This is a genomic window from Nocardiopsis sp. NPDC006198, assembly GCF_040613895.1.
Taxonomy (GTDB): domain Bacteria; phylum Actinomycetota; class Actinomycetes; order Streptosporangiales; family Streptosporangiaceae; genus Nocardiopsis; species Nocardiopsis tropica.
Genome location: NZ_JBEXSY010000024.1, coordinates 74,347 through 99,511 on the forward strand (window position 1 = coordinate 74,347; position 25,165 = coordinate 99,511).

Annotated in this window: 22 protein-coding genes and 1 pseudogene; 12 read left to right on the forward strand and 11 right to left on the reverse strand. The window is 74.0% G+C overall.

The features are described 5' to 3' along the window. Window positions 1-35: 35 nt before the first annotated feature. Window positions 36-413 (forward strand): hypothetical protein, encoded by a 378-nt coding sequence (locus ABZ234_RS18175; protein ID WP_355012859.1) that lies wholly within the window; start codon window positions 36-38, stop codon window positions 411-413. Between the two features lie 61 nt (window positions 414-474). Then, window positions 475-1,101, forward strand: a complete 627-nt coding sequence (locus ABZ234_RS18180) for a hypothetical protein (protein ID WP_355012860.1) — start codon at window positions 475-477, stop codon at window positions 1,099-1,101. Window positions 1,102-1,192: 91 nt separating this feature from the next. Here the strand turns inward: ABZ234_RS18180 and ABZ234_RS18185 are convergent, their stop codons facing one another. Beyond that, complete coding sequence (locus ABZ234_RS18185) at window positions 1,193-1,891, reverse strand: type 1 glutamine amidotransferase domain-containing protein (RefSeq protein WP_355012861.1); 699 nt, start codon at window positions 1,889-1,891, stop codon at window positions 1,193-1,195. A 184-nt stretch (window positions 1,892-2,075) separates the two neighbouring features. Beyond that, complete coding sequence (locus tag ABZ234_RS18190; protein ID WP_355012862.1) at window positions 2,076-3,062, reverse strand: phosphotransferase; 987 nt, start codon at window positions 3,060-3,062, stop codon at window positions 2,076-2,078. Between the two features lie 533 nt (window positions 3,063-3,595). Here ABZ234_RS18190 and ABZ234_RS18195 point away from each other — a divergent pair. Further along, window positions 3,596-4,396 carry a SigB/SigF/SigG family RNA polymerase sigma factor gene (locus ABZ234_RS18195; RefSeq protein WP_355012884.1) on the forward strand — a complete coding sequence of 267 codons (801 nt, stop codon included), beginning with the start codon at window positions 3,596-3,598 and terminating at the stop codon, window positions 4,394-4,396. Between the two features lie 104 nt (window positions 4,397-4,500). On the opposite strand, the gene ABZ234_RS18200 is transcribed toward ABZ234_RS18195, so the two are convergent. The 4 genes from ABZ234_RS18200 to ABZ234_RS18215 all read right to left on the reverse strand — a co-directional run bounded on the left by ABZ234_RS18200 (window position 4,501) and on the right by ABZ234_RS18215 (window position 8,564). Then, window positions 4,501-4,743 carry a peptidoglycan-binding domain-containing protein gene (locus ABZ234_RS18200; RefSeq protein WP_267950040.1) on the reverse strand — a complete coding sequence of 81 codons (243 nt, stop codon included), beginning with the start codon at window positions 4,741-4,743 and terminating at the stop codon, window positions 4,501-4,503. 867 nt (window positions 4,744-5,610) lie between these two features. Then, window positions 5,611-7,275: an alkaline phosphatase D family protein gene (locus ABZ234_RS18205; RefSeq protein ID WP_355012863.1), complete on the reverse strand. Its 1,665-nt coding sequence runs from the start codon at window positions 7,273-7,275 to the stop codon at window positions 5,611-5,613. 446 nt (window positions 7,276-7,721) lie between these two features. After that, entirely contained in the window at window positions 7,722-8,219 is a 498-nt protein-coding gene (locus ABZ234_RS18210; RefSeq protein WP_355012864.1) for an SRPBCC family protein, read from the reverse strand. A 3-nt stretch (window positions 8,220-8,222) separates the two neighbouring features. Next, window positions 8,223-8,564, reverse strand: a complete 342-nt coding sequence (locus ABZ234_RS18215) for a metalloregulator ArsR/SmtB family transcription factor (RefSeq protein WP_355012865.1) — start codon at window positions 8,562-8,564, stop codon at window positions 8,223-8,225. 330 nt (window positions 8,565-8,894) lie between these two features. Between ABZ234_RS18215 and ABZ234_RS18220 the strand changes: the two genes are divergently transcribed. Then, entirely contained in the window at window positions 8,895-10,904 is a 2,010-nt protein-coding gene (locus ABZ234_RS18220) for a translation factor GTPase family protein (protein WP_355012866.1), read from the forward strand. A gap of 162 nt (window positions 10,905-11,066) precedes the next feature. Here the strand turns inward: ABZ234_RS18220 and ABZ234_RS18225 are convergent, their stop codons facing one another. Then, window positions 11,067-11,927: a helix-turn-helix transcriptional regulator gene (locus tag ABZ234_RS18225; protein ID WP_344175810.1), complete on the reverse strand. Its 861-nt coding sequence runs from the start codon at window positions 11,925-11,927 to the stop codon at window positions 11,067-11,069. 243 nt (window positions 11,928-12,170) lie between these two features. On the opposite strand from ABZ234_RS18225, the gene ABZ234_RS18230 reads away from it, so the two are divergent. The 5 genes from ABZ234_RS18230 to ABZ234_RS18250 all read left to right on the forward strand — a co-directional run bounded on the left by ABZ234_RS18230 (window position 12,171) and on the right by ABZ234_RS18250 (window position 16,511). Continuing rightward, the gene (locus ABZ234_RS18230) at window positions 12,171-12,380 is read left to right on the forward strand and encodes a 4-oxalocrotonate tautomerase family protein (RefSeq protein ID WP_267950035.1); all 210 of its coding nucleotides are present in this window, start codon (window positions 12,171-12,173) and stop codon (window positions 12,378-12,380) included. A 218-nt stretch (window positions 12,381-12,598) separates the two neighbouring features. Further along, window positions 12,599-13,249 (forward strand): NAD(P)H-binding protein, encoded by a 651-nt coding sequence (locus ABZ234_RS18235; RefSeq protein WP_355012867.1) that lies wholly within the window; start codon window positions 12,599-12,601, stop codon window positions 13,247-13,249. Between the two features lie 71 nt (window positions 13,250-13,320). Next, window positions 13,321-13,809, forward strand: coding sequence for a MarR family transcriptional regulator (locus ABZ234_RS18240; RefSeq protein WP_355012868.1), 489 nt, complete (start codon window positions 13,321-13,323; stop codon window positions 13,807-13,809). Between the two features lie 211 nt (window positions 13,810-14,020). Further along, the gene (locus ABZ234_RS18245) at window positions 14,021-15,322 is read left to right on the forward strand and encodes an MFS transporter (RefSeq protein ID WP_355012869.1); all 1,302 of its coding nucleotides are present in this window, start codon (window positions 14,021-14,023) and stop codon (window positions 15,320-15,322) included. Window positions 15,323-15,665: 343 nt separating this feature from the next. After that, window positions 15,666-16,511 (forward strand): alpha/beta fold hydrolase, encoded by an 846-nt coding sequence (locus ABZ234_RS18250; protein WP_267950031.1) that lies wholly within the window; start codon window positions 15,666-15,668, stop codon window positions 16,509-16,511. Window positions 16,512-16,598: 87 nt separating this feature from the next. Here the strand turns inward: ABZ234_RS18250 and ABZ234_RS18255 are convergent, their stop codons facing one another. Then, on the reverse strand, window positions 16,599-17,702 hold the full coding sequence (locus tag ABZ234_RS18255; RefSeq protein WP_355012870.1) for an alkene reductase: 1,104 nt from the start codon (window positions 17,700-17,702) through the stop codon (window positions 16,599-16,601). A 61-nt stretch (window positions 17,703-17,763) separates the two neighbouring features. Here ABZ234_RS18255 and ABZ234_RS18260 point away from each other — a divergent pair, with 61 nt between their 5' ends. Then, on the forward strand, window positions 17,764-18,132 hold the full coding sequence (locus ABZ234_RS18260) for a MerR family transcriptional regulator (protein WP_267950029.1): 369 nt from the start codon (window positions 17,764-17,766) through the stop codon (window positions 18,130-18,132). A 323-nt stretch (window positions 18,133-18,455) separates the two neighbouring features. Here the strand turns inward: ABZ234_RS18260 and ABZ234_RS18265 are convergent, their stop codons facing one another. Then, complete coding sequence (locus ABZ234_RS18265) at window positions 18,456-19,331, reverse strand: AraC family transcriptional regulator (RefSeq protein ID WP_344175819.1); 876 nt, start codon at window positions 19,329-19,331, stop codon at window positions 18,456-18,458. Between the two features lie 247 nt (window positions 19,332-19,578). Between ABZ234_RS18265 and ABZ234_RS18270 the strand changes: the two genes are divergently transcribed. Next, entirely contained in the window at window positions 19,579-20,715 is a 1,137-nt protein-coding gene (locus ABZ234_RS18270) for a hypothetical protein (protein ID WP_355012885.1), read from the forward strand. Window positions 20,716-20,799: 84 nt separating this feature from the next. On the opposite strand, the gene ABZ234_RS18275 is transcribed toward ABZ234_RS18270, so the two are convergent. Together ABZ234_RS18275 and thrS are read right to left on the reverse strand one after the other, a co-directional pair. Beyond that, complete coding sequence (locus tag ABZ234_RS18275) at window positions 20,800-21,855, reverse strand: exonuclease domain-containing protein (protein WP_355012871.1); 1,056 nt, start codon at window positions 21,853-21,855, stop codon at window positions 20,800-20,802. Window positions 21,856-22,023: 168 nt separating this feature from the next. Next, window positions 22,024-23,280 (reverse strand): annotated as a pseudogene (gene thrS, locus ABZ234_RS18280) (threonine--tRNA ligase); the annotation flags it as partial. A gap of 500 nt (window positions 23,281-23,780) precedes the next feature. Here thrS and ABZ234_RS18285 point away from each other — a divergent pair. After that, window positions 23,781-25,037: a DUF418 domain-containing protein gene (locus ABZ234_RS18285; RefSeq protein ID WP_355012872.1), complete on the forward strand. Its 1,257-nt coding sequence runs from the start codon at window positions 23,781-23,783 to the stop codon at window positions 25,035-25,037. The last annotated feature ends 128 nt before the right edge of the window (window positions 25,038-25,165 follow it).

Sequence of the window (25,165 nt, forward strand, 5' to 3'; positions counted from 1 at the left end):
CTGCCCGCCGCGCCGGCCCGGCCGCCGCGCTGGGGATGGTCACCGCGGGAGCGGGGATCGCGGTCGCCGCCTTCGCTCCGGGACCGGTGGCGTTCTGCCTGGTGTCCTCACTCGTGGGGCTGGGCACCGGTGTCTTCTCCACCCACGTCGGGCCGCTGTTCATGGCCGCCTGCCCGAGCGGAGCCGTGGGGCGGGCCCACGCGGTGCTGACCCTCTCCCAGTGGTTGCCGCTCCTGGTGGCCAACCCGGTGATCGGCGTCCTCGCGCGGGCGCACCCGGTGTCCGTCCTCCTGCTCCTGTGGGGCGCCGGGGCGTGTGCGGCCGGAGCGGCGGCCCTGGGCACGCGTGCCTTCCGCACGGCGGTGCTGTCCGGCGGCACCCGCCGGGGAGAACAGGAACCGGAGACCGGCTGAGGCCCGCACGCGCTTCGGGCAATCGCTTCCGCCTCCTCCGGCGACCTGCTTGAGTGGTCGCATGGACGCCACTCCCCATCCGCGCCACGATCCCGCCGTGGTCGCGCACGCCGCCCACGTCCTGGACCTCCTCGGCGGCCCCCTGACGCCCGTGGAGGTCCCGGCACCGGGGCCGGCTCTTCCGTCCCGCACCCCTGGGCCCGTCCGGCGCCGCCCCGGCGCCCCCTTGGAGCCTCTCCACCCCTTCCCGCAGCCCGGGGGCCCGCCCCCTCCACAGGACGGTGAGCGCCGCCGCCCCCCGCTCCCCACCGGACCGCCCCGGAGCAGGGGCCTGTTCTCCCGGCTCGCGTCCCTGGTCAGGCGGCCGCCCGGACCGGCCGGGGCGCCGCCGGGCGGGCCCGGCGAACGCACCGGGGAACGCAGGGACCTCACCCGCAGCCTGGCCAGGTACCGTGCCGCCCCCACCGAGGACCACCACCTCGTTCTCCTGGAGAGCATCTCCAAGAGCCTGGACGCCTACGTGGAGCTCCAGGAACAGCGCGCCCGTGCCGAACGCGAGCAGGCCGAGCAGGCGCACCGGTCGGCGGTGGCGGCGCACCGCGTAGCGGTGGCCGGGATGGTCTTCGGCGCGGCGGGCTGGCTCGTGGCCCTGGCGCAGCTGCTCCTCTCCCTCCTCGGGGGCGGGTAGCCCTGATCCGGGTGGGCGCGCCGGTCGGCCGACCCCGCGGACGGGACCCGGGGCCGGGCCCTCCGGGCCGTGTCCGTCACGGCGCGTGCGCTCATGCGCGTTCGCCGTCCACCTCGGCGACCAGATCGAGCAGGGCCTCGGCCGCGGGACCCGAGGACGCGGGGTTCTGACCGGTGAGCAGCAGGCCGTCGCGGACGACGTACGGCTCCCAGTCCCCGACCTTGGAGAAGACGCCGCCGAGTTCCTCGAGCTGGTCCTCCACCAGGAACGGGACCACCTCGGTCAGCCCGACGGCGGCCTCCTCCGAGTTCGTGAACCCCGTGACCCTCCTGCCCCGGACCAGCGGGTTGCCGTCCTCTCCGGTGACGTGGCGCAGGGCCCCCGGCGCGTGGCAGACCAGGGCGAGCGGCCTGCCCGCCCGCAGGGTGGTCTCGATGAGCCGGACGGAGTGCTCGTCCTCGGCGAGGTCCCACAGCGGACCGTGTCCGCCGGGGTAGAAGACCGTGTCGAACTCGGCGGCCGAGACCGAGTCGAGGCGCACCGTGCTCTCCAGGGCGGCCATGGCCTCGGTGTCGGACTCGAAGCGCCGGGTCTGGTCGGTCCGGGCGTCGGGCTCGTTGCTCTTGGGGTCCAGGGGCGGACGCCCGCCCCGGGGCGAGGCGAGCACCAGCTCGGCGCCGGCGTCCTTGAAGCGGTAGTACGGGGCTGCTAGTTCCTCCAGCCAGAAGCCCGTCTTGCGTCCGGTGTCACCGAGCTCGTCGTGCGAGGTCAGGACGATGAGGATCTTCATGAACGCTGCTCCTTCGAGTGGGCCGGTGGTCTCCCGGGATCGGTGGGCGCGGCCTGCGGCGCCTGCCGGCCCCCGGCGGGGAGGTCCCTCCGCCGGGGGCCTCGCCCGTGCCCACCCGGCTACCCGCCCGTGGCGCTCCCCATGCCTCCTGCAGGGGTGCGACCAGGGGCGATCCCGGCGGCCCCTATTCGGACAGCGCCTGGGCGAGCAGACCCGTCGGGGAGAAGACGCCGCGGACGTGGCCGAAGGCCTCGCGGCGCTCCTCCTCGCCGCAGGCGGGGTCGATGACGATCCCCGCGAGTTCGGAGGCGTCCTCCAGCACGCGCAGGCCCCGGTAGTAGGCGAGCAGTTCGGCGTCGACCCGGTGGTGCCCGTACCCGTCGAGGAACAGGCCCTGCTGCTCCTCGGTGGCGGCCCGGTCCGCCAGAACACCGCCCCCGAGGACGAACATCAGGTCGCGTTCGCGCGGGGCGAGGACCGCGTCGTCGAAGTCGATGAGGACCGGGCGCCCGTCGGTGGCGATGACGAGGTTGCCCAGGTGCGGGTCGGCGTGGCAGGCGGCGAAGCCGGGGAGGTCGTCCCGCTCCCGGAGGCGTGCGGCCAGGTCGATCGTGCGCCGGTGGACCTCGCGCAGTGCCGCGCGGTTCCCGGACCACAGCTCGGCCAGTCGCCGCCCGATCCCCTCGGCGGGTCCGGCGTCGAGCGCGGTGTCGACGCGTTCGAACAGCCCGGCCCACCGGCCGGGGTCGAAGTCCTCGCGCGGGACCCGCTCCAGTGCCTCGTCCCCGAGCGGCACCCCGTGCAGGGCGGCCAGGATCTGACCCAGCTCGCGCCATCCGGCCGGCCCCGGGGGCGTTTCGAGGGCGCTCGTGCCCTCGACCCAGTCCATGACCGACAGGCGTGCGCCGCCGGTGTCGACCCACAGGGCTCCGGTGCGTGCGGGCAGCGGCTCCGGAGCGCTTCCCGGCCGAACCGCGTTGAGCGCGGCGGGCAGTACGAGCCCCGCAGGGGAGCCCCCGCTGCTCCACTTGACGGCGAAGCGGTGCCCGCGCGCGTCGGTGGCCCGCCACAGCGAGGCGTTCAGGTCCGCGCCGCCGCCGACCGGGACGAGGTCCGCCCCCTCCAGTGCGTAGTGCTCGCCCACCACGGAGGCGATACCGGATGGTGCCATCGGACGTCTTCCCCCGACTGCTCGTGCGTTCGCGTCCTGGCACGGTGCGCAGGACCCGTGGCCGCCGCAGGGCGACCACCGGGCATGGTACGGGTCCGGCGCCGGGGCGTCCTGGTGTTTTCGCGTCCGGAGAGACCAGGGGAGGGTCGCACCGGTTCTTCACGGGTCCCCGTCGGCGCGCGTTCGCGCCGCGGCTCCCGAGGCAGAGCGCGCGACGCCGCCGCCGGAAACGGGAAGCCGCCGACACGCCCCCGCGGGCGCGGGGGAGTGCCCCGGAGGCGTCGGCCGCTGAGCACTCCACACATGCCTGTACTAAATGTCTTGTTTGTCGCTCTGTGGTAGTAAGAGTTCCCCAAAGTTCTCTCTGGGCCTTTTAGTCTCCTTCGTGAGGGAAGGATGACAGTGGCACGTGCCTTCGAGGGCCGTGCCCTGCCGTTGCGGCAGCAACGCACAGGCCGGCTTTCAGGGGGTCTCTCTTGTCCGTCACCGACACCGACGCGCTTCCGGTCGACGCTCCCGCCGCACGAGGTCCGATGATCCCGGCGCCGCGACGGCCGGGACCGGGCGAACGGGACCCGGGCGAAGCCCTCCTCAGACAGCTCAAGGCCCTGGGCCCGGGCGGTCCCGGAGCACACGAGCTCCAGGAGCGGGTCGTGTCCCACTACGCGCCGGCCATGAAGCGGATCGCGCACCGCTACGGGGGCCGCGGGGAACCGGTGGAGGACCTGTACCAGACCGCGATGGTGGGGCTGTGCAAGGCCATCCGCGGCTTCGACCCCGACCGGGGGGCGCCGTTCCTCGGCTATCTGATGCCGACCGCGATCGGCGAGGTCAAGCGCCACTTCCGCGACCACACCTGGGCCGTGCGGGTGCCCCGGTCGGCCCAGGAGAACCGGATCCGCCTGCACCAGGCCCGGCAGGAGATGACGCAGGAACTGGGGCGCACGCCCACCGGTGACGAACTCGGGCACAAGCTCGGGATGACCCGCGAGCAGCTGGACGAGGTCCGCCAGGTCTCCGACCTCTACCGGGCCCTGTCGCTGGACGCCCCCGACAACCCGGACGCGGACGGGGACGAATCCCCCTCGCTGGAGGAGCACCTGGGCTGCGAGGACCGGCTTCTGGACCTGGTGGTGGACCGCGAGGCCCTCAAACCGGCCCTGGCACGCCTGTCCGAGCGCGAACGCCACATCCTCATGCTGCGCTACTTCCACGACCACACACAGGCCGAGATCGCCGAGCGTCTGGGCTACTCCCAGATGCACATCTCCCGCCTCCTGCGGACGACCCTGGAGCGCCTGCGCGAGGAGATGGGCGTGGGGACCGCCGCCTGAACCGGACCGCGCACCGCCCCGGCCCGCTCGCAGGGGAGCCCCCCGCGGCGTGTCCGTCGCGAGGGGCCGGCCATGGCGTCATGGCCTTGTGGAGCGGGCGCGGGCTACTTCACCCCCGCCACCTTCTCCACGAACTCCTTCATGACCTGCCCGCCGGCGGTCCCGGTGATCGGCGTCCCGGGCTTGGTCGACCCCTGCGCCGCCCTGGCCTTGCGGACCGCTTCGGTGGTCTCGGTCCCGTACTCGCCGTCGGCCCCGGGGTTCTTGTCCAGGTGGCCCGCTGCGATGAGCAGTTCCTGCAGGTACGCCACCTTCTCCCCGCTGTCGCCTTGCTTGAGCCCAATCATGTCGTTCCTCTTTTCTTCCGGTGAGGCTGTTGAAGCCCCGCGCTGCAGTACTCCGGAGGACACAGAACCACCGTGCCGCGACCGGACGCCTCAGACGGGTTCTCCTCAGGAAAGTTCACATCCTTGACGGAGAACGCCTTTTTCCTGTCGGTTTTCCCGCGGTCTCCATGAGCACGAAGTCCCAGTGTCCGGAGATATAAATGAAGACAAGGAAGGATGTGAGGAACCGCCTCTTTCCCGCAAGAAATGAGACAGTCTTCCTCTCTCGTGAATTCGCGTTCGCAGGACGACCCTCCGAACGAGCGGAGGCTTCCCTCGATCTCGTCTCCCGAGGGCGGCGCAGACGCTTCCATCGGGCGTGTACGCGACCGATGGCACCCGGGGCGGACCTCGCGACACCGGTCGCGGTCACGCGCCCATGGGCCTCGGCGCCGCCTTCACCATTCCTTGTGTCCCGGGTCCGCATCCGGATCCTCCGGGATTCACGGCGGGCCTGTCGAGGACTTCCACCGCGAGAGACCGGTGCGCGTCTTCTCGCACTTCCAGCGCCACCGCCTGCGGGCCTCGAGTCGTCTTGGGGCGCGCGCTCGGCCTGCTTCTGATTATAGACCCGGAAGCGCGCCACCAGGCAACACTCAACTCCATGTATGCCTGGAAGAAAAACACCCGATTCCCTCCCCTTGAAGAATCGCGGAGAGTGGAAATAAAAGAACTTTTTCCTTGAGGTGCCGCTGGCCTGGCCCGCGGGTGGATGCAGGTGAAGTATTTACCGTCTCCGGTCGGCGCACCGGGGCACCGACCGCCCCCGGGGTCCCGGCCCGGAGACGGGAGAGGCGGGCTGCCCCGCCTCCGGCAGCCGGGGGCCGGTCAGGCCTGGGGGCGCACGCCCGGGACTCCGTCGTCGATGACGAACCGGGCCCGGTCGGTGATGGGCGCGCCGGGATCGGTCACGTAGTCGAGCGTCCTGTAGTCGGCCGTCCACCCGGTGGGGGTCACGACGTTGCGGACGTAGCCGCGTCTGCGGTTGACGAACCGGATGTGCGGGTTCTCCCTCAGCTGCACCGCGTCGCCCGGGTTCTGCTCCGCGCCGTCCCCTCCGCTGGTGAACGAGGTGCCCACCAGTTCCGTGGCGACCGTCGCCGAGCCCGGGGCGTCGAAGTCCGCCTTCACATCGCACACGTAGTTGGCGTGCACGTCCCCGGTGATCACGACCGGGTTGCGCACACGGGCCAGCGCGTCGCGGACGGTGTCCCGCTCGACCCGGTAGTTGTCCCAGGCGTCGTCGCTGAAGTCGGTGGCCGCGCCGGCGGCGAAGTCGCGCTGGGAGAAGAACACCTGCTGCGCCAGCACGTTCCAGCGGGCCCGCGAGGAGGACAGCCCGTTCAGCAGCCACGCCCGCTGGTCCGCGCCGAGCAGGGTGCGCGAGGGGTCGCCGCGCTCGGAGTCCGCCACCTGCACGTCCCGGTACTGGCGGGTGTCGAGCAGGTGCACGTCCACGAGGTTGCCGAAGGACAGCTTGCGGTAGAGGTGCATGTCCGGCCCGGCGGGGATCTGGGAGCGGCGCAGCGGCATGTGCTCGTAGTAGGCCTTGAGCGCGTCGGCCCTGCGCTGGAGGAAGGCCTCCGAGGGCTCGCCGCCGTACGGGGTCTCGTCGGCCCAGTTGTTCTCCAGTTCGTGGTCGTCGAAGACCACCGCCCACGGGAAGGCGGCGTGGGCCGCCTGGAGGCCCGCGTCGGCCTTGTACTGGGCGTGCCGGACGCGGTACTCGGCCAGGGTCTGGACCTCCCGGGCGGGCACGTGGGGGCGCCCGGCGCCCCCGGCCTCACCGGTCTCGTAGATGTAGTCGCCCAGGAACACGACCAGGTCCAGGTCCTCCCTGGCCAGGTGCTCCTGGGCGGTGAAGTGGCCGCTGGTGTAGCTCTGGCAGCTGGCGAACGCGAACGCGAAGCGGTCCGTCCGCGCGTTGGGCGCCGGCGTGGTCCGGGTCCGGCCCACGGGACTGATCTCGTTGCCGTGGCGGAACCGGTAGTAGTAGGGGGTTCCGGGCCGCAGCCCCTGGACCTCCACGTGGACGGAGTGGGCTGCGCGGGGGCCGGTCCCGACGGTGCCGGAGGTGGTGATGCGGCGGAAGTTCTCGTCCTGGGAGACCTGCCACTCGACCTCGACCCGCCGGTCGGGCATGCCGCCGAGCCCGTTCTCCGCCAGGGGGTCGGGCGCCAGGCGGGTCCACAGGACGACGCCGTTGTGGAGGGGTTCTCCGGAGGCGATGCCGAGGGTGAAGGGTTCGGCCACCCGTCCGGGCCGGGGGGCGGCGTCGGCGTGTGCCTCGGGGGCCCAGCTGGAGGCCAGGGCGACGGCTCCCAGTGTGGCGGCGCCGCCCACCAGGAGCTGGCGGCGGGTGGCGCGGGCGGCCTCTTCCGCGAGGGAGGCGGAGACGGGGGCGGCGCTCGCCGGCGGGGCGGTCGGCGCGGGCACCGCGGTCAGGGGGGTGGGGGAAGGAGCGGGGGCGGGGGTGCGGGGAGTTCCCGGCATGCACGGTCTCCTGGAGTTCGTGGAGCGCCCGGCCCCGGTCGGGGCGGACGGGGACCGTGCTCTATCCGGCCACGGAAAGCGGAACGTCCCAACCACCGCCCGGTGAACGTTGAACCCGCGCGGGTGACCATCGGGTGACGGAGAGCTCCGAGGACCAAGATGCCCCGGGAGAACGCCGATGCCACGACCCGCATCCCCCTGCTTTCGTATAGTTCGTTCAATCGAACTGTAAAAACAGACCGCCAAATAAGAAGCAAAGCCACAATTCAACTGGAAACAAAAGAATAGTCCCGAGTCGAATTGAACACCCCTTTTCCGCCCCTCCTCGCCCGACTCCTCCCGCGTCCCGGATCCCCGCCGCGCACACGCCTCCGGCCGCGGACGGGGGCCGGGTCCGGCCGTCCGCGGCCGGCCGACCTCGGCGGGAGGGCGCCGAGGCCGGGGAGTCACCGCTTCCGGACGGTCTCGGTGACGTAGGCGGCCAGGTTGTCCAGGGTCTGCCGGCCGCTCTCGACCGCGTGGTACTTCTCGGCCGCCTCGTCGCGCAGCTCCTTGGTGGGGAACACCGTGCGCATCTCGATCCGGGTCGCCGCACCGTCGGGCTCGAACGTGAGGACCGACTCGAAGGCGTTCGGGTCGTCGCGGGTCTCACCGTGGAGCATCGCGATCCGTTCCGGCGGGGCGAGCTCGGTCCAGGTGATCCACTCCTGGTAGTCCGTCCCGTCCGGTCCGTGCATCACGAAGTCCCACGCCCCGCCGACGCGGAACTCGAACGCCCGCGTGGTGGTGGTGAACCCCTCCGGCCCCCACCACCGCGACAGGTGCCGCACGTCGGTGAACGCCTCGAACACCAGCTCGGGCGGGGCGTCGATGGTCCGGGAGACGACGATCTCGCGGTCGGCTGTCGCCGACCTCGTCGGCGTTCCTTGTTCTGTCGCGCTCATCGGCTACTCCGCTTCCCTTGTCTGCTTCAGGTCCTGCACGTAGGCGTCCAGCCGGTCGAAGCTCTCGCTCCAGAACCGCTCGAACCCGCCGGTCCACTCGTGGACGGGCCGCAGCCCGCCGGCGTCGAGACCGTACAGGCGCTGCTTTCCCGCCCTGCGGTCCCGCACCAGCCCGACCTCCCGGAGCACCCGCAGGTGTTTGGACGCTCCCGGCTGGGTCATCCCCAGCTCCTGGGCCAACTCGGTCACCGAACGCTCACCCGTCCGCAGCAGTGCCAGGATCTCCCGGCGCTGCGGCTCGGCGATCGCGTTGAAGACGTCCGACGTCGTCGCTGCTCGTGCCATGGGACAAACATATTCCCATATCGGCATGCGTCAAGCCGGAGGAGCCGAGCGGATCCTGTCGGACAACGATCGCGACCCTTGGCAGCGGCGGCGGACACCGGGGGAGAGCGGGGCGCCTTCGCTCCGAAAGCCGCCGGCGGAGCACCCGTCACCCGGTTCGCCGCTCGTCGACGGCGTCCCCACACGGGAAAACGGGTTGTGCGGCCCCCGGGACGGGGCCAGAATCGGACCGCCGACCGACAGCCGAGGAGAGGAACAACGGGATGCGCCGGTCCTACGGAGTTTTCGAGCCCTGCAACCGGACACGAATCCCCGAGGACACCTCCGCTCTTGTCATCTCTTCCGACCGCCCTGAACATCGGCATCGTCGCGCACGTCGACGCGGGTAAGACCAGCCTCACCGAGCGCCTGCTGTTCGACGCGGGCGCCCTCGACCGGCTCGGCAGCGTCGACGCCGGGGACACCCGCACCGACTCCGGCCGCATCGAACGCGAGCGCGGCATCACCGTGCGCACGGCCGTCGCCTCCTTCCGGGCCGGCCCCGTGCAGATCAACCTCGTCGACACCCCAGGCCACACCGACTTCGTGGCCGAGGTCGAACGCGCCCTGACCGTGCTCGACGGCGCGGTACTCGTCCTGTCCGCGGTCGAGGGCGTCCAGGCCCACACCCGCGTGCTGATGCGCACCCTGCGGGAGGCGGGGTTGCCCGTGGCGCTGTTCGTCAACAAGACCGACCGTCGGGGCGCCCGCCCCGACGGAGTGCTCGCGGAGGTGCGTCGGCTGCTCTCCCCGGACGCGGTCGCGCTCAACCGCGTGCGCGGCGCGGGCACGCCCGGCGCCCGCACGCTGCCCCTGGACCGGGACGACCCGGCCACGGGGGAGGCGCTGGCCGAGGTCCTGGCGGCGCACGACGACGACCTGCTGGCACGCCTGGTCGACGGCCTCCCGGCCCCGCCGGCGCACGAACTGGACAGGATGCTCGCGGCCCAGGTCGCGCGGGGACTGGTCCACCCCGTGCTGTTCGGCTCGGCCGTCACCGGCGCGGGCGCCCCCGCGCTGGTCCGCGCCCTCACCTGCCTGTTCCCCGCCACCGCCCCGGAACCGGGGACCGCCGACCCCGAACCGCGGGGCACGGTGTTCTCCGTCGAACGCTCGGCCTCGGGGGAGAAGACCGGCTACGTGCGGCTGCGGTCGGGCCGCCTGGCCGAGCGCGACCGCGTCGTGCTCCACCGCGACACCTCGACGGCCTCCGACGGCCCGGAGTCCTCGCACAGCGGCCGCGTCACCCGCCTGGAGGTCGTGGGCGCCGAGGGCGACCGCACGCGTGCGCTGACGGCGGGCCACATCGGCCGCGTCCGGGGGCTGCCGGGCCTGCGTGTGGGGGACCGGCTCGGCCCTCCCGCCCCCGGCGGCCCCGGGCCCCGCTTCGCGCGCCCCTCCCTGGAGGCGGTCGCCCGTCCGGAGCACGAGGGCGAGGGCCCGCGCCTGCACGCCGCCCTGACGGCGCTCGCCGAGCAGGACCCGCTGATCGGTGTGCGCACCGTGCCCGGCCACGGCGTCTCGGTCCTGCTGTACGGGGAGGTGCAGAAGGAGGTGGTCGCAGCGACCCTGGCCGACGACTTCGGCGTGCGCGCCGTGTTCGACCGCAGCACCATCGTGCACGTCGAGCGCCCCGCCGGCGTGGGCGAGGCCGTCGAGACGGTCGGCTCCCAGCCCGCGGACGGGTTCACCGCCACGGTGGGCCTGCGGGTGGAACCGGGGGAGGAGGGGAGCGGCGTCGTGTTCCGCAGGGAGGTGGAGCTCGGCGCCCTGCTGCCGTCGTTCGACCGGGCGGTGGCGGAGACGGTCCACGACACCCTGTCCCAGGGCCTGTACGGATGGCAGGTCACCGACTGCGTGGTGACCCTGGTCCGCAGCGGGTTCGTGGCCCCGACCAGCACGGCGCGGGACTTCCGCTGCCTGACCCCGATGGTGCTCATGCGGGCGCTGCACCGCGCGGGCACACGGGTGATGGAGCCCGTGCACGCCTGCGAGCTGGAGGTCCCCGCCGACACGTTGAGCGCGGTCCTGGCCGCCCTGGGCGCCGCCGGCGGCCACGTGCACGAGTCCCGTCCGGGAGGCGGCGCGTGGGAGCTGAGGGGGGAGCTGCCCGCCCGCGCGGTCCACGGGTTCCGGACGGCGCTGCCCGGCCTGACGCGGGGCGAGGGGTTCCTGCTGAGCCGCCGCTCCCGGGTGCGGCCGGTGGCCGGCACCCCTCCGCACCGGGCCCGCACCGACGGGAACCCGTTGAACCGGGAGGAGTACCTCCTCCACCTGCGGCGGTCCGGGCCGGGCGGATGAGGGCGCTCGGCGGTTTTCCCGCCGGGCCCGCCCGGGGGGCGAGGACGCGGAACGATCCCGGCCAGGAACAGCGGGACCGCGTCGATACGCGCCGCCCGCTCGAAGCGGGGTCGTTCCGACGGGGCCCCGAAGCCGACCGCCGACACTGCGGACGGGAGGCTCTCAGAGCGACGGTCCGGTGACTTCCTGGGTGCCGAGGACGGCGAGCAGGTCGAGGAGGTCGGCGCTGTCGGTGCCGACCGCGGGGGTGAACCAGAGCAGCCGCTGTCGGCCGTCCTCGCTGAACAGGTGGAGGCAGTTGACCTCGATCAGGCCGAGCTCGGGGTGGTTGAGGCGTTTGCGGTCGTCGCGCCGGAAGGCCACGTCGTGCTCGGCCCACAGGGCGGCGAACTCGGAGGAGGCGCCGATCAGCGAGCTGATCATCGAGCGGGCCTCGGTGTCCTTGGCATCTCTTCTGGCGGCGGCTGCCCGCAGGTCGGCGACGAAGGCCCGGGACTGGCCCCCGTGGTCGGCTTCGGGATACATCCGCCGGGCGTCGGGGTCGGTGAACCACCGGTGGACGAAGCTGGCCCGAGCGCCGCGAAGGCCCGAGTGGTCCCCGAGCAGCGCCATCGCCAGCGGGTTCTGCACAAGGGTGACATGCAGGTCGGTGATGACCTGCGCGGGTGTCGACGTCAGACGGACGAGCAGGTCGAGCATGCCGGGGTGGACGTGCGAGGCCGGTCCGCCGTGCGCGGGCACCGGGCGGTCGGCCAGGTGGTAGAGGTAGTCGCGCTCATCGGCGGTCAGGCGCAGGGCCCTCGCCAGCGCGGCGATCATCTGCACGGAGGGCTGGGATCCGGCGCCGCGTTCGAGTTCGTTGTAGTAGTCCACCGATGCGCCGGCGAGCTGGGCGACCTCGTCGCGGCGCAGCCCGGGCACCCGGCGGCGGAGCCCGTGGGGAAGCCCTACGTCGACCGGACGGATGCGCTCACGCCGCGAGCGCAGGAAGGCTCCCAGCTCGGTGTAGTTCACAGATCCCATGCCGTCCATTCTGCGTCCGGCCGGGCCGCCGGCACAGGGGATGGGATCCCCTGGTTCCGCCGGGCGGAGCCGAGCATCCTGGAGGACATGGCTGCCGACCGCTCCGCGCGGAGTCCTGCCACCGGATCGGCATCGGCTGACTGCCGCCCCCGCGCCGGTACCGGCCGGGAACGGCGCCATGGCCACACGTTCTCGGACACGTGCTTCCGCATCGCGGGAGAGTCCACTCAAGGAGGAACACCCATGCCTTTCGCCAACTTCAAGGTCCCCGCGGGCACCGTCACCGCCGAGGACAAGAAGAAGCTCGTCGAGCGCACCACCGACCTGTACGCGGAGATCTACGGCGAGCGGGCCCGTGCCACCACCGTCGTGCTGATCGACGAGGTCGCCGACGGCGGCTGGGGCGTCGCCGGCAGCGTCCTGACCGCCGCCGTGCTCAACGGCGACGCCTGATCTCCCTCCTGTGCGGGCCCGGCCCCTCCGCGCAGGGCCCGCACCGAGGGGGACCCGTTGAACCGGGAGGAGTACCTCGTCCACCCGGGGCGGGCCGGGCCGGGCGTACGGAGCTGAACAGCCCGAACGCGCAAACCCGGCGGCGCCCTCGGTCCCGGCGTCACCGGGGATATGATTCGTGAAAACGAACTGTTCTTTTCCCGGGGAGTGAAACGGTCATGGCCGACAAGAGCACCGCCCGCATCACCGTCCTGGGAGCCACCGGGGGAACCGGCCGCCAGGTGGTGGAACAGGCCCTGGCCGCAGGGCACCGGGTCACCGCGCTGGTGCGCGACCCGGCACGGATGCCCCTCGTCCACGACCGCCTGGACGTGGTCCGGATGCCGGTCCCCGACCCCGAGGCGCTGCGCGCACTGCTCGGGCGGACGGACGCCGTCGTCTCGGGCCTCGCCGCCACGGCCAAGGGCGGATCGCCGGCCACCGTCTGGACCGGCGCGGTCCTGGCCGCGCTCGCGGACCGGCCGGACACACGCCTGGTCGCGGTGAGCGCCGCCCCCGTCGGGCCGCACCCGCAGGGGAGTTCGCCGTTCCACCGCTTCGTGCTCTCGCCCCTGGTCGGCCTGGTCTTCCGGGACGCCTACCGGGACCTGGAGCGGATGGAGGCGGCCCTGTCCGCCGGCGGCGCGGCGTGGACCGTGGTCCGCCCGCCCCGGTTGACCGACGACCCCGGCACCGGGGAGTACCGGCTCGTGGTCGGCGGGAACGTGCCCTCCGGGTACAGGATCGGCCGCGCGGACCTGGCGCACGCCCTCCTGCGCGTCCTGGACGACCCCGCGACCGTGCGGCGGGCCGTCGGCGTTGCCTACTGAGGACCCTCCGACCCGCGCCGGTCCGCCCGCCTGCGGGCGGACCGGCCCCCGGGGATCGGTAGCATCGGCCCATGAGCCAGGACGCGGTCGGGGACGACACCGAGATGCCGGATCGCGAACTGCTCGAGGGCGCCCTGCGGTTCGTGCCCCTGCTGGAGACGTTCTACCGCCGCGCCCATTCCGAGATGCCCGACGAGCTCCGGCGGCTGTTCCAGGAGAACCGCCTGACCGCCCGGCACGGGTCGGTCCTCACCCAGCTCACCCACGGCCAGGAGCTCAGCGTGGGCGAGCTCGCCGCCCGCCTGGAGGTGGGTCTGCCCACCACCAGCGAGCTCGTCGGCGACCTGTCCAGGGTGGGCCTCGTGGTGCGGCGGCAGGACCCCGCCAACCGCCGGCGCGTCCTGCTGTCCCTGGCCGAGGAGTACCGGGACCTCATGCGCGCGTTCGCGAGCAGGCGGGCCCGGCCCCTGCTGCGGGCGTTCGAGCGGCTCACGCCCGCCGAGCGGGAGGGGTTCGCCGCCGGCCTGCGGGCCTGGGCCCACGAGGTGCACTCCGCCTGAGCCGCCCCGGGGCCCGCGGAACCGCGCCGGGTCCACGGGCGGGGGAGGCGGGGCCGCTGCCCCGGAGCACTGGCACCCGGCGGCGCCGACCGCCTATCCTGGTGCCATGCACGAGCGATGTTAAGTTCCGAACCGGTCTTCGGACCGAGCACGCGGACCACCGGGCGAACACGCCCCCGGTGTCCTCGTTCCGCTCGACCGAAAGACCTTCATGACCACCCTGCCACCGCGCGCCCCCGGCGCGCGTACCTCCCGTCTGACCCGGCCCCTGTACGCGTACGCGGTCCTGGAGGAGTTCGTCCTCCTCTACCCCCTGTACGCGATCCTCTTCGACGAGACCGGGCTGACGGTCGCCCAGATCAGTTCGCTGTTCGTGCTCTGGTCCCTGACCTCCGTCGTCGTGTCGGTCCCCGCCGGCGCCTGGGCCGACGTGGTGCCCCGCCGCTACCTGCTGGCCGCCGCACCGCTGTTCGCGGCCGCGGGCTTCGCCCTGTGGCTCCTGCTGCCCGGCTACTGGGCGTTCGCCCTGGGCTTCGTGCTGTGGGGCGCGGGCGGAGCCCTCTCCTCCGGCGCCTTCGAGGCCCTGGTCTACACCGAACTCGGACACCGCGGCGCGGCCGACCGCTACGCCCGGGTCATGGGCGTGACCCGTGCCCTGGGGGTGGCCGCGGTCGGCGCCTCCACCCTGCTGGCGGTCCCCGTGATGGAACACGGCGGCTACGCGGCCATCGGGGCGGCGAGCGTGGCCGCCTGCGTGCTGTGCTCCGCGGCCGCACTGGCGCTGCCCGAGCACCGGCGGGCCGCCGGCGGCCCCGGCTCCGGGGACGAGCCCGCCGGCTACCTCGCCACCATGCGCGCGGGCCTGGCCGAGGCTCGCGCGAGCCGGGGCGTCCGGGGCGCGATCGTGCTCGTCGTCGTGGTCACGGCCTTCTGGGACATGCTGGAGGAGTACGTCCCCCTGCTCGCGGACGAGGCCGGCGTCCCCACGGCCGACATCCCCCTCGTGGTCCTGGTGGTGTGGGTGTTCATCACCGCGGGCGGCCTGCTCGCCGGGCCCGCGTCCCGGCTGCCCGTCCGGCTCCTCGCCGTCCTGCTCGGCCTGGCGGCGGTCGCCATCGCGACCGGCGCCCTGCTCGGCAGCCTCCCCGGCTGGATGCTGATCGGCGCGGGGTTCGGCGTGTGCCAGACCGCGAACGTGGTCGCCGACGCCCGGCTCCAGGAGCGCATCACCGGGACCGGCCGGGCCACGGTCACCTCGCTCGCCGGACTCGGCTCCGAAGCCTTCACCGGCGCCTCCTACCTGTTGTACGCGGCGGTCTTCGCACTGACCGGCCACGCCCTCGCCTTCGCCCTCTTCGCCACCCCCTACCTGGCCGCGGCCCTCGTCCTGGGCCGGAAGCGGGCAGGGGCCCGCTCCCCACGGGGCGGGGCCCCCGGGCGCCAGGAGGACGGCTCCGCCACGGGGGAGTCCGCCGGGACGGGTCCTCTGACGCGTCGGGGAGAGGCCGGGTGAGACGGGGCGCGACCGGGGCCGAACCCGACGGCGCCCGGGGGCGTCTCCCCCTGTAGCCGGGCGCTCCGCGCTCCGGCGCCCGTGGCGGACGGCCCCGTCCGCCACGGCGCACCGTGCCCGAGGACGGCGGGTCACGGCGCGCGAGGGGCCGCAGGTGCGGAGGGACCGCCTGCGGCCCGCTCGCCTCCGGCGGGGGCCGCACCGCGCCGCGGCCTCCGCCGGGGCGCGCACGCGCGTGCGCGGGGCCCGTTCCCGGAAGCGGTGCGGTCCCGACCGACTGGGCGCGCTCCCATGGCCATCCCGGTGGAACGGCGCCTTGCACGGATGAATAGCATCGGTTCTTGTGGCACACGAGACGACGAACACCGCGAACAGTGACGCCCCGGACACCGCCTCCGTGAGCGGGATCGACGTGAGTTACACCGATCGCGGAGCCGGGTACCCCGTCCTCTTCATCCACGGCCACCCCTTCGACCGGACGATGTGGGCACCGCAGGTCAAGGCGTTCGCCGGGCGCGGATACCGGGTGGTGGTGCCGGACCTGCGCGGGTACGGCCGCAGCACCGTCGTTCCGGGGACGACCTCCATGAGCGCGTTCGCCCGCGACCTCGCCGCGCTCCTGGACCACCTCGGCCTGGACGTGGCGGGCGTGGTGGGACTGTCCATGGGAGGGCAGGTCGCCCTGGAGTTCTACCGGCTCTTCCCCGACCGGGTCGACTCCCTCACCCTGGCCGCCACCAACCCGCGCGCCGAGACCGACACGGGCCGGGCCTCCCGGGTCGCGATGGCCGAGCGGCTGCGGGGGGAGGGGATGCGGGGCTACACCGACGAGATGCTCGTCGGCATGATGACCGCCGACAACGTGCGCGACCTGCCCGCGGTGGCCGACCACGTGCGCGCCATGATGTACGCCGCCCCGCCCGAGGGTGCGGCGGCAGCCCAGTACGGACGCGCCCAGCGCCCCGACTACACCCCCCTGCTCCGGCGCGTCTCGGCGCCGACACTGCTCATGGCGGGCCAGCACGACCGGTTCACGCCGCCGGACTTCACCGAGTCCATGCACGTGCTGATCCCCGACTCCGTCGTGGAGATCATCGAGGGCGCCGGGCACCTGCCCAACCTGGAGCGCCCCGACCGCTTCAACGAGGTGCTGCGCAGGTTCCTGGACCGCTGCCGCACCCGCGTCTGACCGGCGCCTCCGGCAAGGCCCGGCCCCGGCCGCCCCCTTCGCGCCCGGGGCGGGGAACGGCTGCTCCGGGGCGGCCCGCCGCCGGGCTCAGAGGGCCGCGGCGGGGTAGTCGGTGTAGCCGGTGGCGCCCCCCACGTACATCAGGTACTTGTCGCGCACCGGGTTGACCGGAGCACCGGTACGGATGCGCTCGACGAGGTCGGGGTTGGCCAGGAAGGGGCGCCCCAGGGCGACCAGGTCGGCCCCGGCGTCCAGCATCCGCTCTCCCGCGGCCCGGCCCCCGTCGGCGGGGATCCCCTCGGCGGGCAGGACCGGGTTGCCGATCAGGGTCCGCGACCAGCGGGAGCGGATCTCCTTCCAGACCCGGCTGTCGGGGTCGGCGAAGGCCACGTGCAGGTAGGCGGGGCCCAGGGCGTCCAGGCGCTCGGTCAGCCCGGGGTACAGGGCCGCGATGTCGTCGGCGGTCTCGGCGATGCCGTTGCTGGTGTTGCCCGGGGAGACGCGCACACCGACCCGGTCGGGGCCGATCTCGTCGACGACGGCCCCGACGACCTCCAGCACGAACCGCATCCTGTTGCGCGGGGCGCCACCGTAGGCGTCCCGGCGCCGGTTGGTGGTGGGAGCCAGGAACTGGTGGAGGAGGTAGCCGTTGGCGGCGTGGACCTCCACCCCGAGGAAGCCCGCGTCCACGGCCCGGCGGGCCGCGGCGGCGAAGTCGGCGACGGTTCCGTCGATGTCGGCCCGGTCCATCTCCCGGGGCGTCACGGCCGGCTGACGGCCGCCGGGCGTGTGGATCGTGTCGGGCAGGGCCACGGGGGAGGGCGCCACCGGCGTCAGCCCGCTGGTGGCGGGGTGGCCGACGCGGCCCCCGTGCTGGATCTGGAGGAACATGCGCCCGCCCGCCTCCGCCACGCGGCGGGTGACCGCCCGCCAGCCCTCGACGTGCTCGGGGCGGTGCAGGGCGGCGATGTTCGGATAGGTCTGGCCGACCGCGTTCGGGGTGGAGGCCTCCGCGATGACGAGGCCCGCCGAGGCGCGCTGGGCGTAGTACTCGGCCATGAGCGCGCTCGCGGCGCCCGAGGGCTCGGCCCGGTTGCGGGTCATCGGGGCGATGACGAGGCGGTTGGGCAGGTCGATGCCGGCCAGGCGGGCGGGGGTGAGCAGCGGAGAGGTTCCGGATGTGGTGTCCATGCCGCTACCGTAGGAGTTGACGCCAATGTCAACTTCAAGTGCGGGGAGTGTGAGTTGGGCCATGCGGATCGGTGAATTGGCGCGGCGCAGCGGTGTGAGCACACGGTCGCTGCGCTACTACGAGCAGCAGGGCCTGCTGTCCTCCGAGCGCACACCGGGCGGTCAGCGCGAGTACGCCGAGTCCGCGCAGGACCGGGTGGAGCGCATCCAGGAACTGTTCGCGGCGGGGCTGTGCAGTGCCAAGATCGCGACCCTGCTGCCGTGCATGCGCGACGTCGACGGCGGCCCGGCGGAGCCGGACGGCACCCTGGTGGCGGACCTGATGGTGGAGCGCGACCGCATCGACCGGATGATCGGGGACCTCCAGCGCTCCCGCAAGCTGCTCGACGACGTCATCGTGGCGGCCTCCACCGAGGTCGCGGCGCCGTAGGACACGCCCTTGACCTGCGGGTTCGCGCCGCCCGTGTCGCGCGCATCCGCGCGGCGCCGGACGCGGCCGAGGGGGATCGCGCGGACGGCGGTGGCTGAGCACGGCCTCCCACCGGCACGCCCGGGGGAGTCCGGCACCGCGCGCGGGGCAGAGGTGTCGGCACACCACCGCGCCCCGCCCCTCCTACGGGCGGGGCGCGGGCCGCTCCGGGCGGCCGTGCCCGCATCGGTCTTCATCCCGCCGCTGGTGGTCCTGTTCCTGTCCGCCCCGCGCGGCCGTGCCCGCGTCCGAAGGCCCGGACGCGGGGCGCCCGTCCGGCCGGGTCAGTCCGCCCGCTCGACGGGCAGCCACAGCTCGGCCTCGGCGTTCGCGCAGTCCTCCCCGTACTCCACCCGCAGGATCGACGGCCCCTCGACGGTCCGGTAGGACGGGTGGGACGGGAACCAGTGCCCGAACGCGTCCGACCACAGCCGCTGCAGAGGCTCGGGGAAGTCCGCCGAGGGCCCCGAGTACGGGAAGACCACCCAGGTCCCGGCCGGCACCTCCAAAACCTCCATCCCCGACGGCGCGGGAGCGGTCGTGGCCGCCGCCTGGTAGTAGTCCAGCTCGGTCCCCTCCTCCCGCGAGGAGCCGAGGTGGACACTCACCGACAGGACGCCGCGCGGCTCCTGGTCGGACAGCCGCCCCACCTCCTCCAGCACGGCCCGTCCGAGTCCTTTCGTGAACGCGACGATGTCCGGGTTGGGTCCCCGGTGCACCAGGGGGACCCGGGCCCTGGGCCCCACGAGGCGGAACGCCTCCTTCTCCACGATCCGGTAACGCACAGTGGTGCTCCCTTCGACTGTCAGGCGGAACGTCATCCGCGGTTGGGAGGCGAGCACTGCACCGGTCCGGCGGGCCTCGCCGGGCCCCACTCCGTGCATGGAGCGGAACGCCCGGGCGAACGCCTCCGCCGAGCCGTAGCCGTACCGGACCGCGACGTCGAGCAGGGGGTCGTCGCCGTGGAGCACCTCGGCCCCCGCCAGCGTCAGCCTCCGCCGCCGCGCGTACTCCGACAGCGACATCCCCGCCAGGGCCGAGAAAAGCCGCCGGAGGTGGTGCTCCGAGGTCAGCGCGTCCCGCGCCATCGCGGCCGCGTCCGGCGGAGCCCCGGGGTCCTCCTCGACCCGCTCCAGGGCCCGGTTCAACCTGTCCAGCATGTCCCGCCTCCTTCTTCCACCACCGACGTTAGGGACCCGGCACCCTTCCGCGCCCGACAGTTCACGACCCTCTCCGGTCGGGTGGCGGCCGTTCCGTTCTCGGGCAAATCGTGGAAATCCTTGGGCAAGGAGCGTGTCTCCCTCGACGTGGCGTACGTACGGTTAGCACCATTGGCCCCAGGATGGCCCGCAGGCCGACCCCGAGAAGGAGGTGGGCGGGGCGGGGGTGACCACGCCCCGCGGATACATGGACATGGGTTTTCTGCGACCTCTGTACGAGAGCGGCGCTCCGGTGGCTTCGGTTCACATGGACACCAGCCGCGACACCACCGACGCCGACAAGAAGATCGAACTGCGCTGGCGGCACCTGCGTAAGGAGCTCGCCGCGCTGGGCACGGACGAGGCCACCCTCGACGTCCTGGAACAGGCGGTCGGGGAGAAGACCTCCCGCGCCTACGGCGACCACGGTCAGGCCCTCTTCGCCTCCGAGGGGACCCTCCTCGGCGCCCACACCCTGGGCGAAGCCCCCGTCCAGGACCGGGCCTCGTACCTTCCCGTCCCGGACGTGCTCCCCCTGGCCGTCGACCGGGGCCGCCGCCTGCCCTACGTGCTGGTGGCCCTGGACCGGGTCAACGCCAAGGTCACGGCCTACGCCGCCCGCCCCACCCGGGAACCGGTCCTGGAGGCCGACTCCGCCGGGGAATCCCTCCGCAACATCGACGGCCTGGGCGGGCGCGGGGGCCGCGGCCAGCGCAACAACCCCGGCGGCCCGGGCGCCGACTCGCACGCCGCCCAGGAGCTGTGGCGGGAGAACACCGCGAAGGTGGCCGAGCACGTGCGCGAGGCCGCCCGCAGGGTCGGCGCCGAGATCATCATCGTCGGCGGCGACGAGGAGGCCATCGCCTACCTGCGCGACAACCTGGGCCCGCGCCAGCTCACCGTCCCGATCCGGGTCGTCCCGGGAGGGCGCGGCGGGACCGACGCCGAGGAGCGGCTGCACAAGGCCGCCGAGGACGCCCTGCGCGAGTTCGTCGTGGAGAGGCACGACGCCTTCCTGGAGGACTACCAGCGCAAACTCGCCCACGACCAGGCGGTGCGCGGGACCACGCCCCTCCTGCCGATGCTGTCGGAGGCACGGGTGGAGACCCTCCTCCTGGGCGCCGAACGCGACGGGGAGCCCGAGCTGTGGGGGTCGTTCAACGAACCGCTGCTCGTGGACACCGACCCCAAGGGCCTGGACGATCCGAACGCGGCCTTCCGGGCCCCGGCCAGCGCGCTGATGCTGCGCTCGGCGGTCATGGCGGACGCCGGGTTCACCGAACTGCTCGACCACGGGCGGACCAGCTCCGAGAGCGGGGCCACCCTGCGCTTCCCCAGGCAGTAGCCGGACAGCCGGCGGAGCCGCCCGCGCACCCGACCGGGGCGCGGGCGGCTCCGCCGTTCCCGCGGGAGCGGGGCCCGGCACCGGTCAGGGGCCGGCGGTGGTCATCCCCAGCAGGGCCAGGAGCTCGTCCTCGGTGACGAGGTCGATGCGCTGGCCGCGCTCGCGGTAGGTCTCGGCCTGGCGGTGCTTGGAGGTCTTGCCGGTCCCGTCGTGGCCGCCCAGGACGAGCACGTCGGTCTTCCGGGTCACGTTCTTGGCGGGGCGCCCGCCCGCCTCGGCCACGCGCCGCCACACCTCGGGCTTGTCCATGGAGGCCAGGTCGCCGGACACGCACACGGTGCGCCCGTACAGGGGGCCGGCGGGGTCGGCGTCCGGGGAGGGTTCGGGGAGCGGTGTCTGGGCGACCCTCTGCCACCTGCTGAAGCGGTCCTCACCCGCGACGGGGCCGGGAGCCGTCGCTGCGCGGGCGGGCGCGGACGGGCCGCCCGCCGCACGCGCGGCGGAGGCCGGGGGCTGCGCGGCGGTCCCCGCCCCCACGGGCAGGGCCTCCTGGACCGGGAGGGCCCCGGCCGCCTCCACCCGGCGCAGGTCCAGGCGGGCGGCGCGGGCGAGGTCGGCGAGGGAGGAGGTCCCGTAGCGGGTCATGGCCGCGATCATGATGCTCGCGGCGGCCTCGGCGTCAGCGTCGGCACGGTGGTGGTGGAGCACCCGGTGGCCGATGTGGGCGCACACCGTGGGCAGCTTGTGGTCGGGCAGGTCCGCCCAGGTGCGCCTGGACAGCGCGAGCGTGCACGCGTACTCCCACGCCGGGTGGGACAGCCCCGTGTGGGCGCAGGCCTGGCGCAGCACGCCGATGTCGAAGGCGGCGTTGTGCGCCACCAGCGGGTCCCCGTCGGCGAACTCCACGATGCGGGCGTGCGCCTCGGGCCATCCGGGGGCGTCGGCGACGTCGGCGGCGGTGATGCCGTGCACGGCGATGTTGTGCCGCGAGAAGAAGTCCACCTGCCGGGGCGGCCGGATGAGGGTGGTGAACCGGTCCACGACCGCGCCGTCGCGGACGCGCACCAGGCCGACCGCGCACGCGCTGCCGCGGTCGTGGTTGGCGGTCTCGAAGTCGATCGCGGTCCAGGTGTGGGACACCAGGTGCCTCCTGCAACGTCCGGGGAACGGGTCGAGGCTACCCGGGCGGGGGCCCCGGCGGGGACAGAACGGTCGTCCCGGGCGGCCCCGACCCTGCGGCCCGTCCCCGGAGGGGCGGTCCGCGGCGCCCCGGGCCCCTCGGCGGGGGCCGGGACGGCGGCGACACGGTCAGGGGGCCGCGTCCCACAGGTCGGTGCGGTGCGCCCCCACCAGACCCCGGACCCGTTCCAGGACCTCCGCCGCCGGCAGCGGGTCCAGGCGGCGGCCGTCGCGCAGGCGCAGGGCCACGGTCCCCTCGGCGGCCTCCCGCGCCCCGACGACCGCCTGGTAGGGCACGAGCCGGGCCGCGCGGATCCGCGCTCCCAAGCTGCCTCTGTCCGGGGGGCTCACCCGGGCCCGCAGGTCCAGCTCCGCGCACCTGCGGGCGAACTCCCCGGCCTCGGCGCCCTGGTCGTCGCTCACCGGCAGGACCTCCAGCTGGACGGGGGCGAGCCAGGCGGGGAACGCGCCCCCGTGCTGTTCGATCAGGTGGGCCACCGCCCGCTCCACACTGCCGACGATGCTGCGGTGGACCATGACCGGCCGGTGCCTCGCGCCGTCCGCGCCCACGTAGTGCAGGTCGAACCGCTCGGGCTGGTGGAAGTCGACCTGGACGGTGGACAGGGTGGACTCCCGTCCCGCGCCGTCGGCGACCTGGACGTCGATCTTGGGCCCGTAGAACGCGGCCTCCCCCTCGACCGCCTCGTAGGGCAGGCCGGAGTCGTCCAGGACCCGGGTGAGCAGGGCGGTGGAGCGCCGCCACAGGTCGGGGGAGGCGACGTACTTGCCTCCCGGTCCGGGCAGCGACAGCCTGTACCGGGCCGGGGTGATCCCCAGCGCCCGGTAGGCCCGGCGGATCAGCTCCAGTGCCGCCCCCGCCTCCGCCCCGACCTGCTCCGGGGCGCAGAAGACGTGCGCGTCGTTGAGCTGGATGGCGCGGACCCGGGTGAGTCCGCCGAGCACGCCCGAGGGCTCGGACCGGTACATGCCGCCCAGCTCGGCCATGCGCAGGGGGAGCTCCCTGTGGCTGCGCGAGCGGGACCGGAAGATCACCGCGTGGTGGGGGCACAGGCTCGGCCGCAGGACGAGCTGTTCGGAGCCCTCCCCGCCGGCGCCCCGCGCCCCCGGCTCCATGGGCGGGAACATGTCGTCGCGGTAGTGCGACCAGTGCCCGGAGATCTCGTAGAGCTCCCGTTTGCCCAGCACGGGCGAGTAGACGTGCTGGTAGCCCGCCCTCCTCTCGACGGTGCGGACGTACTCCTCCAGCGCGTGCCGGACGGCGGCGCCGTCCGGCAGCCAGTAGGGAAGACCCGAGCCGATCAGCGGGTCGGTGCCGAACAGCTCCAGCTCACGGCCCAGCTTGCGGTGGTCGTGCATGGCGGTCTCCTCGCGTGGGTGGAGCGAGTGGCCGCACGGCGAAGCCCCGGGGCACTCGCCCCGGGGCTTCGAACAAGACGTCTGTCAGCGCGCCGGGACACTCTCCGGCGTCGTCGTCATGGCAGCGCGCTTCACGGCGACGACGGTAGCAGATCCGCCGGGCTCCGCAGCTCCCTCCGGTACGGGGCGGCGGGCACCGGGAGGGCCCGGCGGTACGCCCCGGCGGTGCGGACCGCGCCGACCGGCCGCAAGGACGTCCCCCCGCTCCCGGGGAGCGGCGGAACCCGCCCCTGGGGCCAGCCCTGTGCCGGGGGAGGAGGCAGGGGCCGGGCGTGCCCGCCGGACCGGAAGTCCTTCGACGGGAGCGGGGGCCGGTTGGTAGGTTGCGTTCCGGCACCCCTTCAGGCCGACCCCTGCCCCGCGTCCCTCCAGGTCGGACGGATCGCCCCGTCTCCAGGCGAAGCGGGCCCGGTACGGCCCCTTCCCGTCGTCCCCGCACGGGAGTTCCCATGAGCGCGTCACCCCCCGGCCCGCCATCGGCGGGCGGACCCCCCGAACGGCCCCCCGGCCCGCACCGGCCGACCCCGGTCGCCCAGCGGGCCCTGGCCCCCGACCTCGCCCGCGGCCTCATGCTGCTCTTCATCGCGCTGGTCAACGTCGGCCACTTCCTCGACCAGCCCTACGACGCGGAGACCGCCACCGGCGCCGCCGACCGGGCGGTCACCCTGGTCCAGGCAGCGCTGGTCGACAGGCGCGCCATACCGCTCTTCGCGTTCCTGTTCGGGTACGGCACCGTGCAGCTGCTGCGGCGCCTCGACCCCCGGGGCGAGGCCTGGGCCGGCGCCCGCCGGATCCTGAGGCGCAGGGGGATGTGGATGGTCCTCATCGGGCTCGTCCACGGTGTCCTGCTGCTACCGGTCGACATCATCGGTACGTACGGACTCACCCTCCTGCTGTTCGCCGGGCTCCTGCGGGCACGGGACCGCACCCTGCTGGCCGTCGGCGCGGGCGTCATCACCGCCTATGCCGTCCTCCCCCTCGCCTGGGTGCTGGTGTCGCTGGCGCAGGGGCCGGGACCCGGTCCCCAGGGCGAACCGGCCCTGACCGCGGTCGCCGTCGCGCAGCGACCCGAACCGGTCGCCGCCCTGGCCGAGGCCCTGGCCGCGAACTTCACCGAATGGCTGCTCTACACACCCGTCACCATGCTGATGTTCGTGGTCCCCCCGGCCGCGCTGGGCGTCTGGGCGGCCCGCCGCCGCGTCCTGGAGGAGCCCGAGCGGCACCGCGCGCTGCTCCGGGGCACCGCCGCGGGCGGTCTGGGCCTGGCCGTCCTGGCGGGGCTCCCCCACGGCCTGGTCGGCGCGGGCCTCCTGGACACGTGGGTCTCCACCGACGCGCTGAGCCTGCTCCAGGAGTTCACCGGGCCGCTCGGGGGCCTGGGCTGGGCCGCCGTGTTCGGACTGGCCGCCGGGCGGGTCCTGGAGCGGGGGGCCGAGCCCTCCGGGCTCACCCGGGCCGTCGCCGCCACCGGCCAGCGGTCGATGACCTCCTACCTGCTCCAGTCGGTGGTCTTCACGGCGGTCTTCTCCCCCTTCGCGGGAGGGCTCGGGGGGAGCACGGGCGCCGCAGGGGCCGCCGCGGTGGCGCTCCTGACCTGGATCGCGACCGTCGTCCTCTCCGAACTCCAGAGGCTCACGGGTCACCGGGGTCCCGCCGAGACCCTGCTGCGCCGCCTCACCTACGGGGAGCGCCGACGGGAGCGCTGACCGCCTACCCCCCGGTGGACGCCGCACCCGGTTCCGCCGCAGGACGGGTCGGCCGGAGCCGGGGCGGCCCGCCGGGCGGCGCACCCTGCGGAAAACCACACCCCCGGCCGACGGCGCACCCCATGGCC

What these genes read in the sequence shown, in the direction of transcription:
- ABZ234_RS18205 (WP_355012863.1), bottom strand. Translation starts at nt 7,275, where the DNA reads ATGCCGGGAACTCCCCGCACCCCCGCCCCCGCTCCTTCCCCCACCCCC.
- ABZ234_RS18230 (WP_267950035.1), top strand. Translation starts at nt 12,171, where the DNA reads ATGCCTTTCGCCAACTTCAAGGTCCCCGCGGGCACCGTCACCGCCGAG.
- ABZ234_RS18180 (WP_355012860.1), top strand. Translation starts at nt 475, where the DNA reads ATGGACGCCACTCCCCATCCGCGCCACGATCCCGCCGTGGTCGCGCAC.
- ABZ234_RS18260 (WP_267950029.1), top strand. Translation starts at nt 17,764, where the DNA reads ATGCGGATCGGTGAATTGGCGCGGCGCAGCGGTGTGAGCACACGGTCG.
- ABZ234_RS18265 (WP_344175819.1), bottom strand. Translation starts at nt 19,331, where the DNA reads ATGCTGGACAGGTTGAACCGGGCCCTGGAGCGGGTCGAGGAGGACCCC.
- ABZ234_RS18185 (WP_355012861.1), bottom strand. Translation starts at nt 1,891, where the DNA reads ATGAAGATCCTCATCGTCCTGACCTCGCACGACGAGCTCGGTGACACC.
- ABZ234_RS18255 (WP_355012870.1), bottom strand. Translation starts at nt 17,702, where the DNA reads ATGGACACCACATCCGGAACCTCTCCGCTGCTCACCCCCGCCCGCCTG.
- ABZ234_RS18200 (WP_267950040.1), bottom strand. Translation starts at nt 4,743, where the DNA reads ATGATTGGGCTCAAGCAAGGCGACAGCGGGGAGAAGGTGGCGTACCTG.
- ABZ234_RS18270 (WP_355012885.1), top strand. Translation starts at nt 19,579, where the DNA reads ATGGACATGGGTTTTCTGCGACCTCTGTACGAGAGCGGCGCTCCGGTG.
- ABZ234_RS18245 (WP_355012869.1), top strand. Translation starts at nt 14,021, where the DNA reads ATGACCACCCTGCCACCGCGCGCCCCCGGCGCGCGTACCTCCCGTCTG.
- ABZ234_RS18175 (WP_355012859.1), top strand. Translation starts at nt 36, where the DNA reads ATGGTCACCGCGGGAGCGGGGATCGCGGTCGCCGCCTTCGCTCCGGGA.
- ABZ234_RS18285 (WP_355012872.1), top strand. Translation starts at nt 23,781, where the DNA reads ATGAGCGCGTCACCCCCCGGCCCGCCATCGGCGGGCGGACCCCCCGAA.
- ABZ234_RS18190 (WP_355012862.1), bottom strand. Translation starts at nt 3,062, where the DNA reads ATGGCACCATCCGGTATCGCCTCCGTGGTGGGCGAGCACTACGCACTG.
- ABZ234_RS18235 (WP_355012867.1), top strand. Translation starts at nt 12,599, where the DNA reads ATGGCCGACAAGAGCACCGCCCGCATCACCGTCCTGGGAGCCACCGGG.
- ABZ234_RS18225 (WP_344175810.1), bottom strand. Translation starts at nt 11,927, where the DNA reads ATGGGATCTGTGAACTACACCGAGCTGGGAGCCTTCCTGCGCTCGCGG.
- ABZ234_RS18195 (WP_355012884.1), top strand. Translation starts at nt 3,596, where the DNA reads ATGATCCCGGCGCCGCGACGGCCGGGACCGGGCGAACGGGACCCGGGC.
- ABZ234_RS18215 (WP_355012865.1), bottom strand. Translation starts at nt 8,564, where the DNA reads ATGGCACGAGCAGCGACGACGTCGGACGTCTTCAACGCGATCGCCGAG.
- ABZ234_RS18210 (WP_355012864.1), bottom strand. Translation starts at nt 8,219, where the DNA reads ATGAGCGCGACAGAACAAGGAACGCCGACGAGGTCGGCGACAGCCGAC.
- ABZ234_RS18240 (WP_355012868.1), top strand. Translation starts at nt 13,321, where the DNA reads ATGAGCCAGGACGCGGTCGGGGACGACACCGAGATGCCGGATCGCGAA.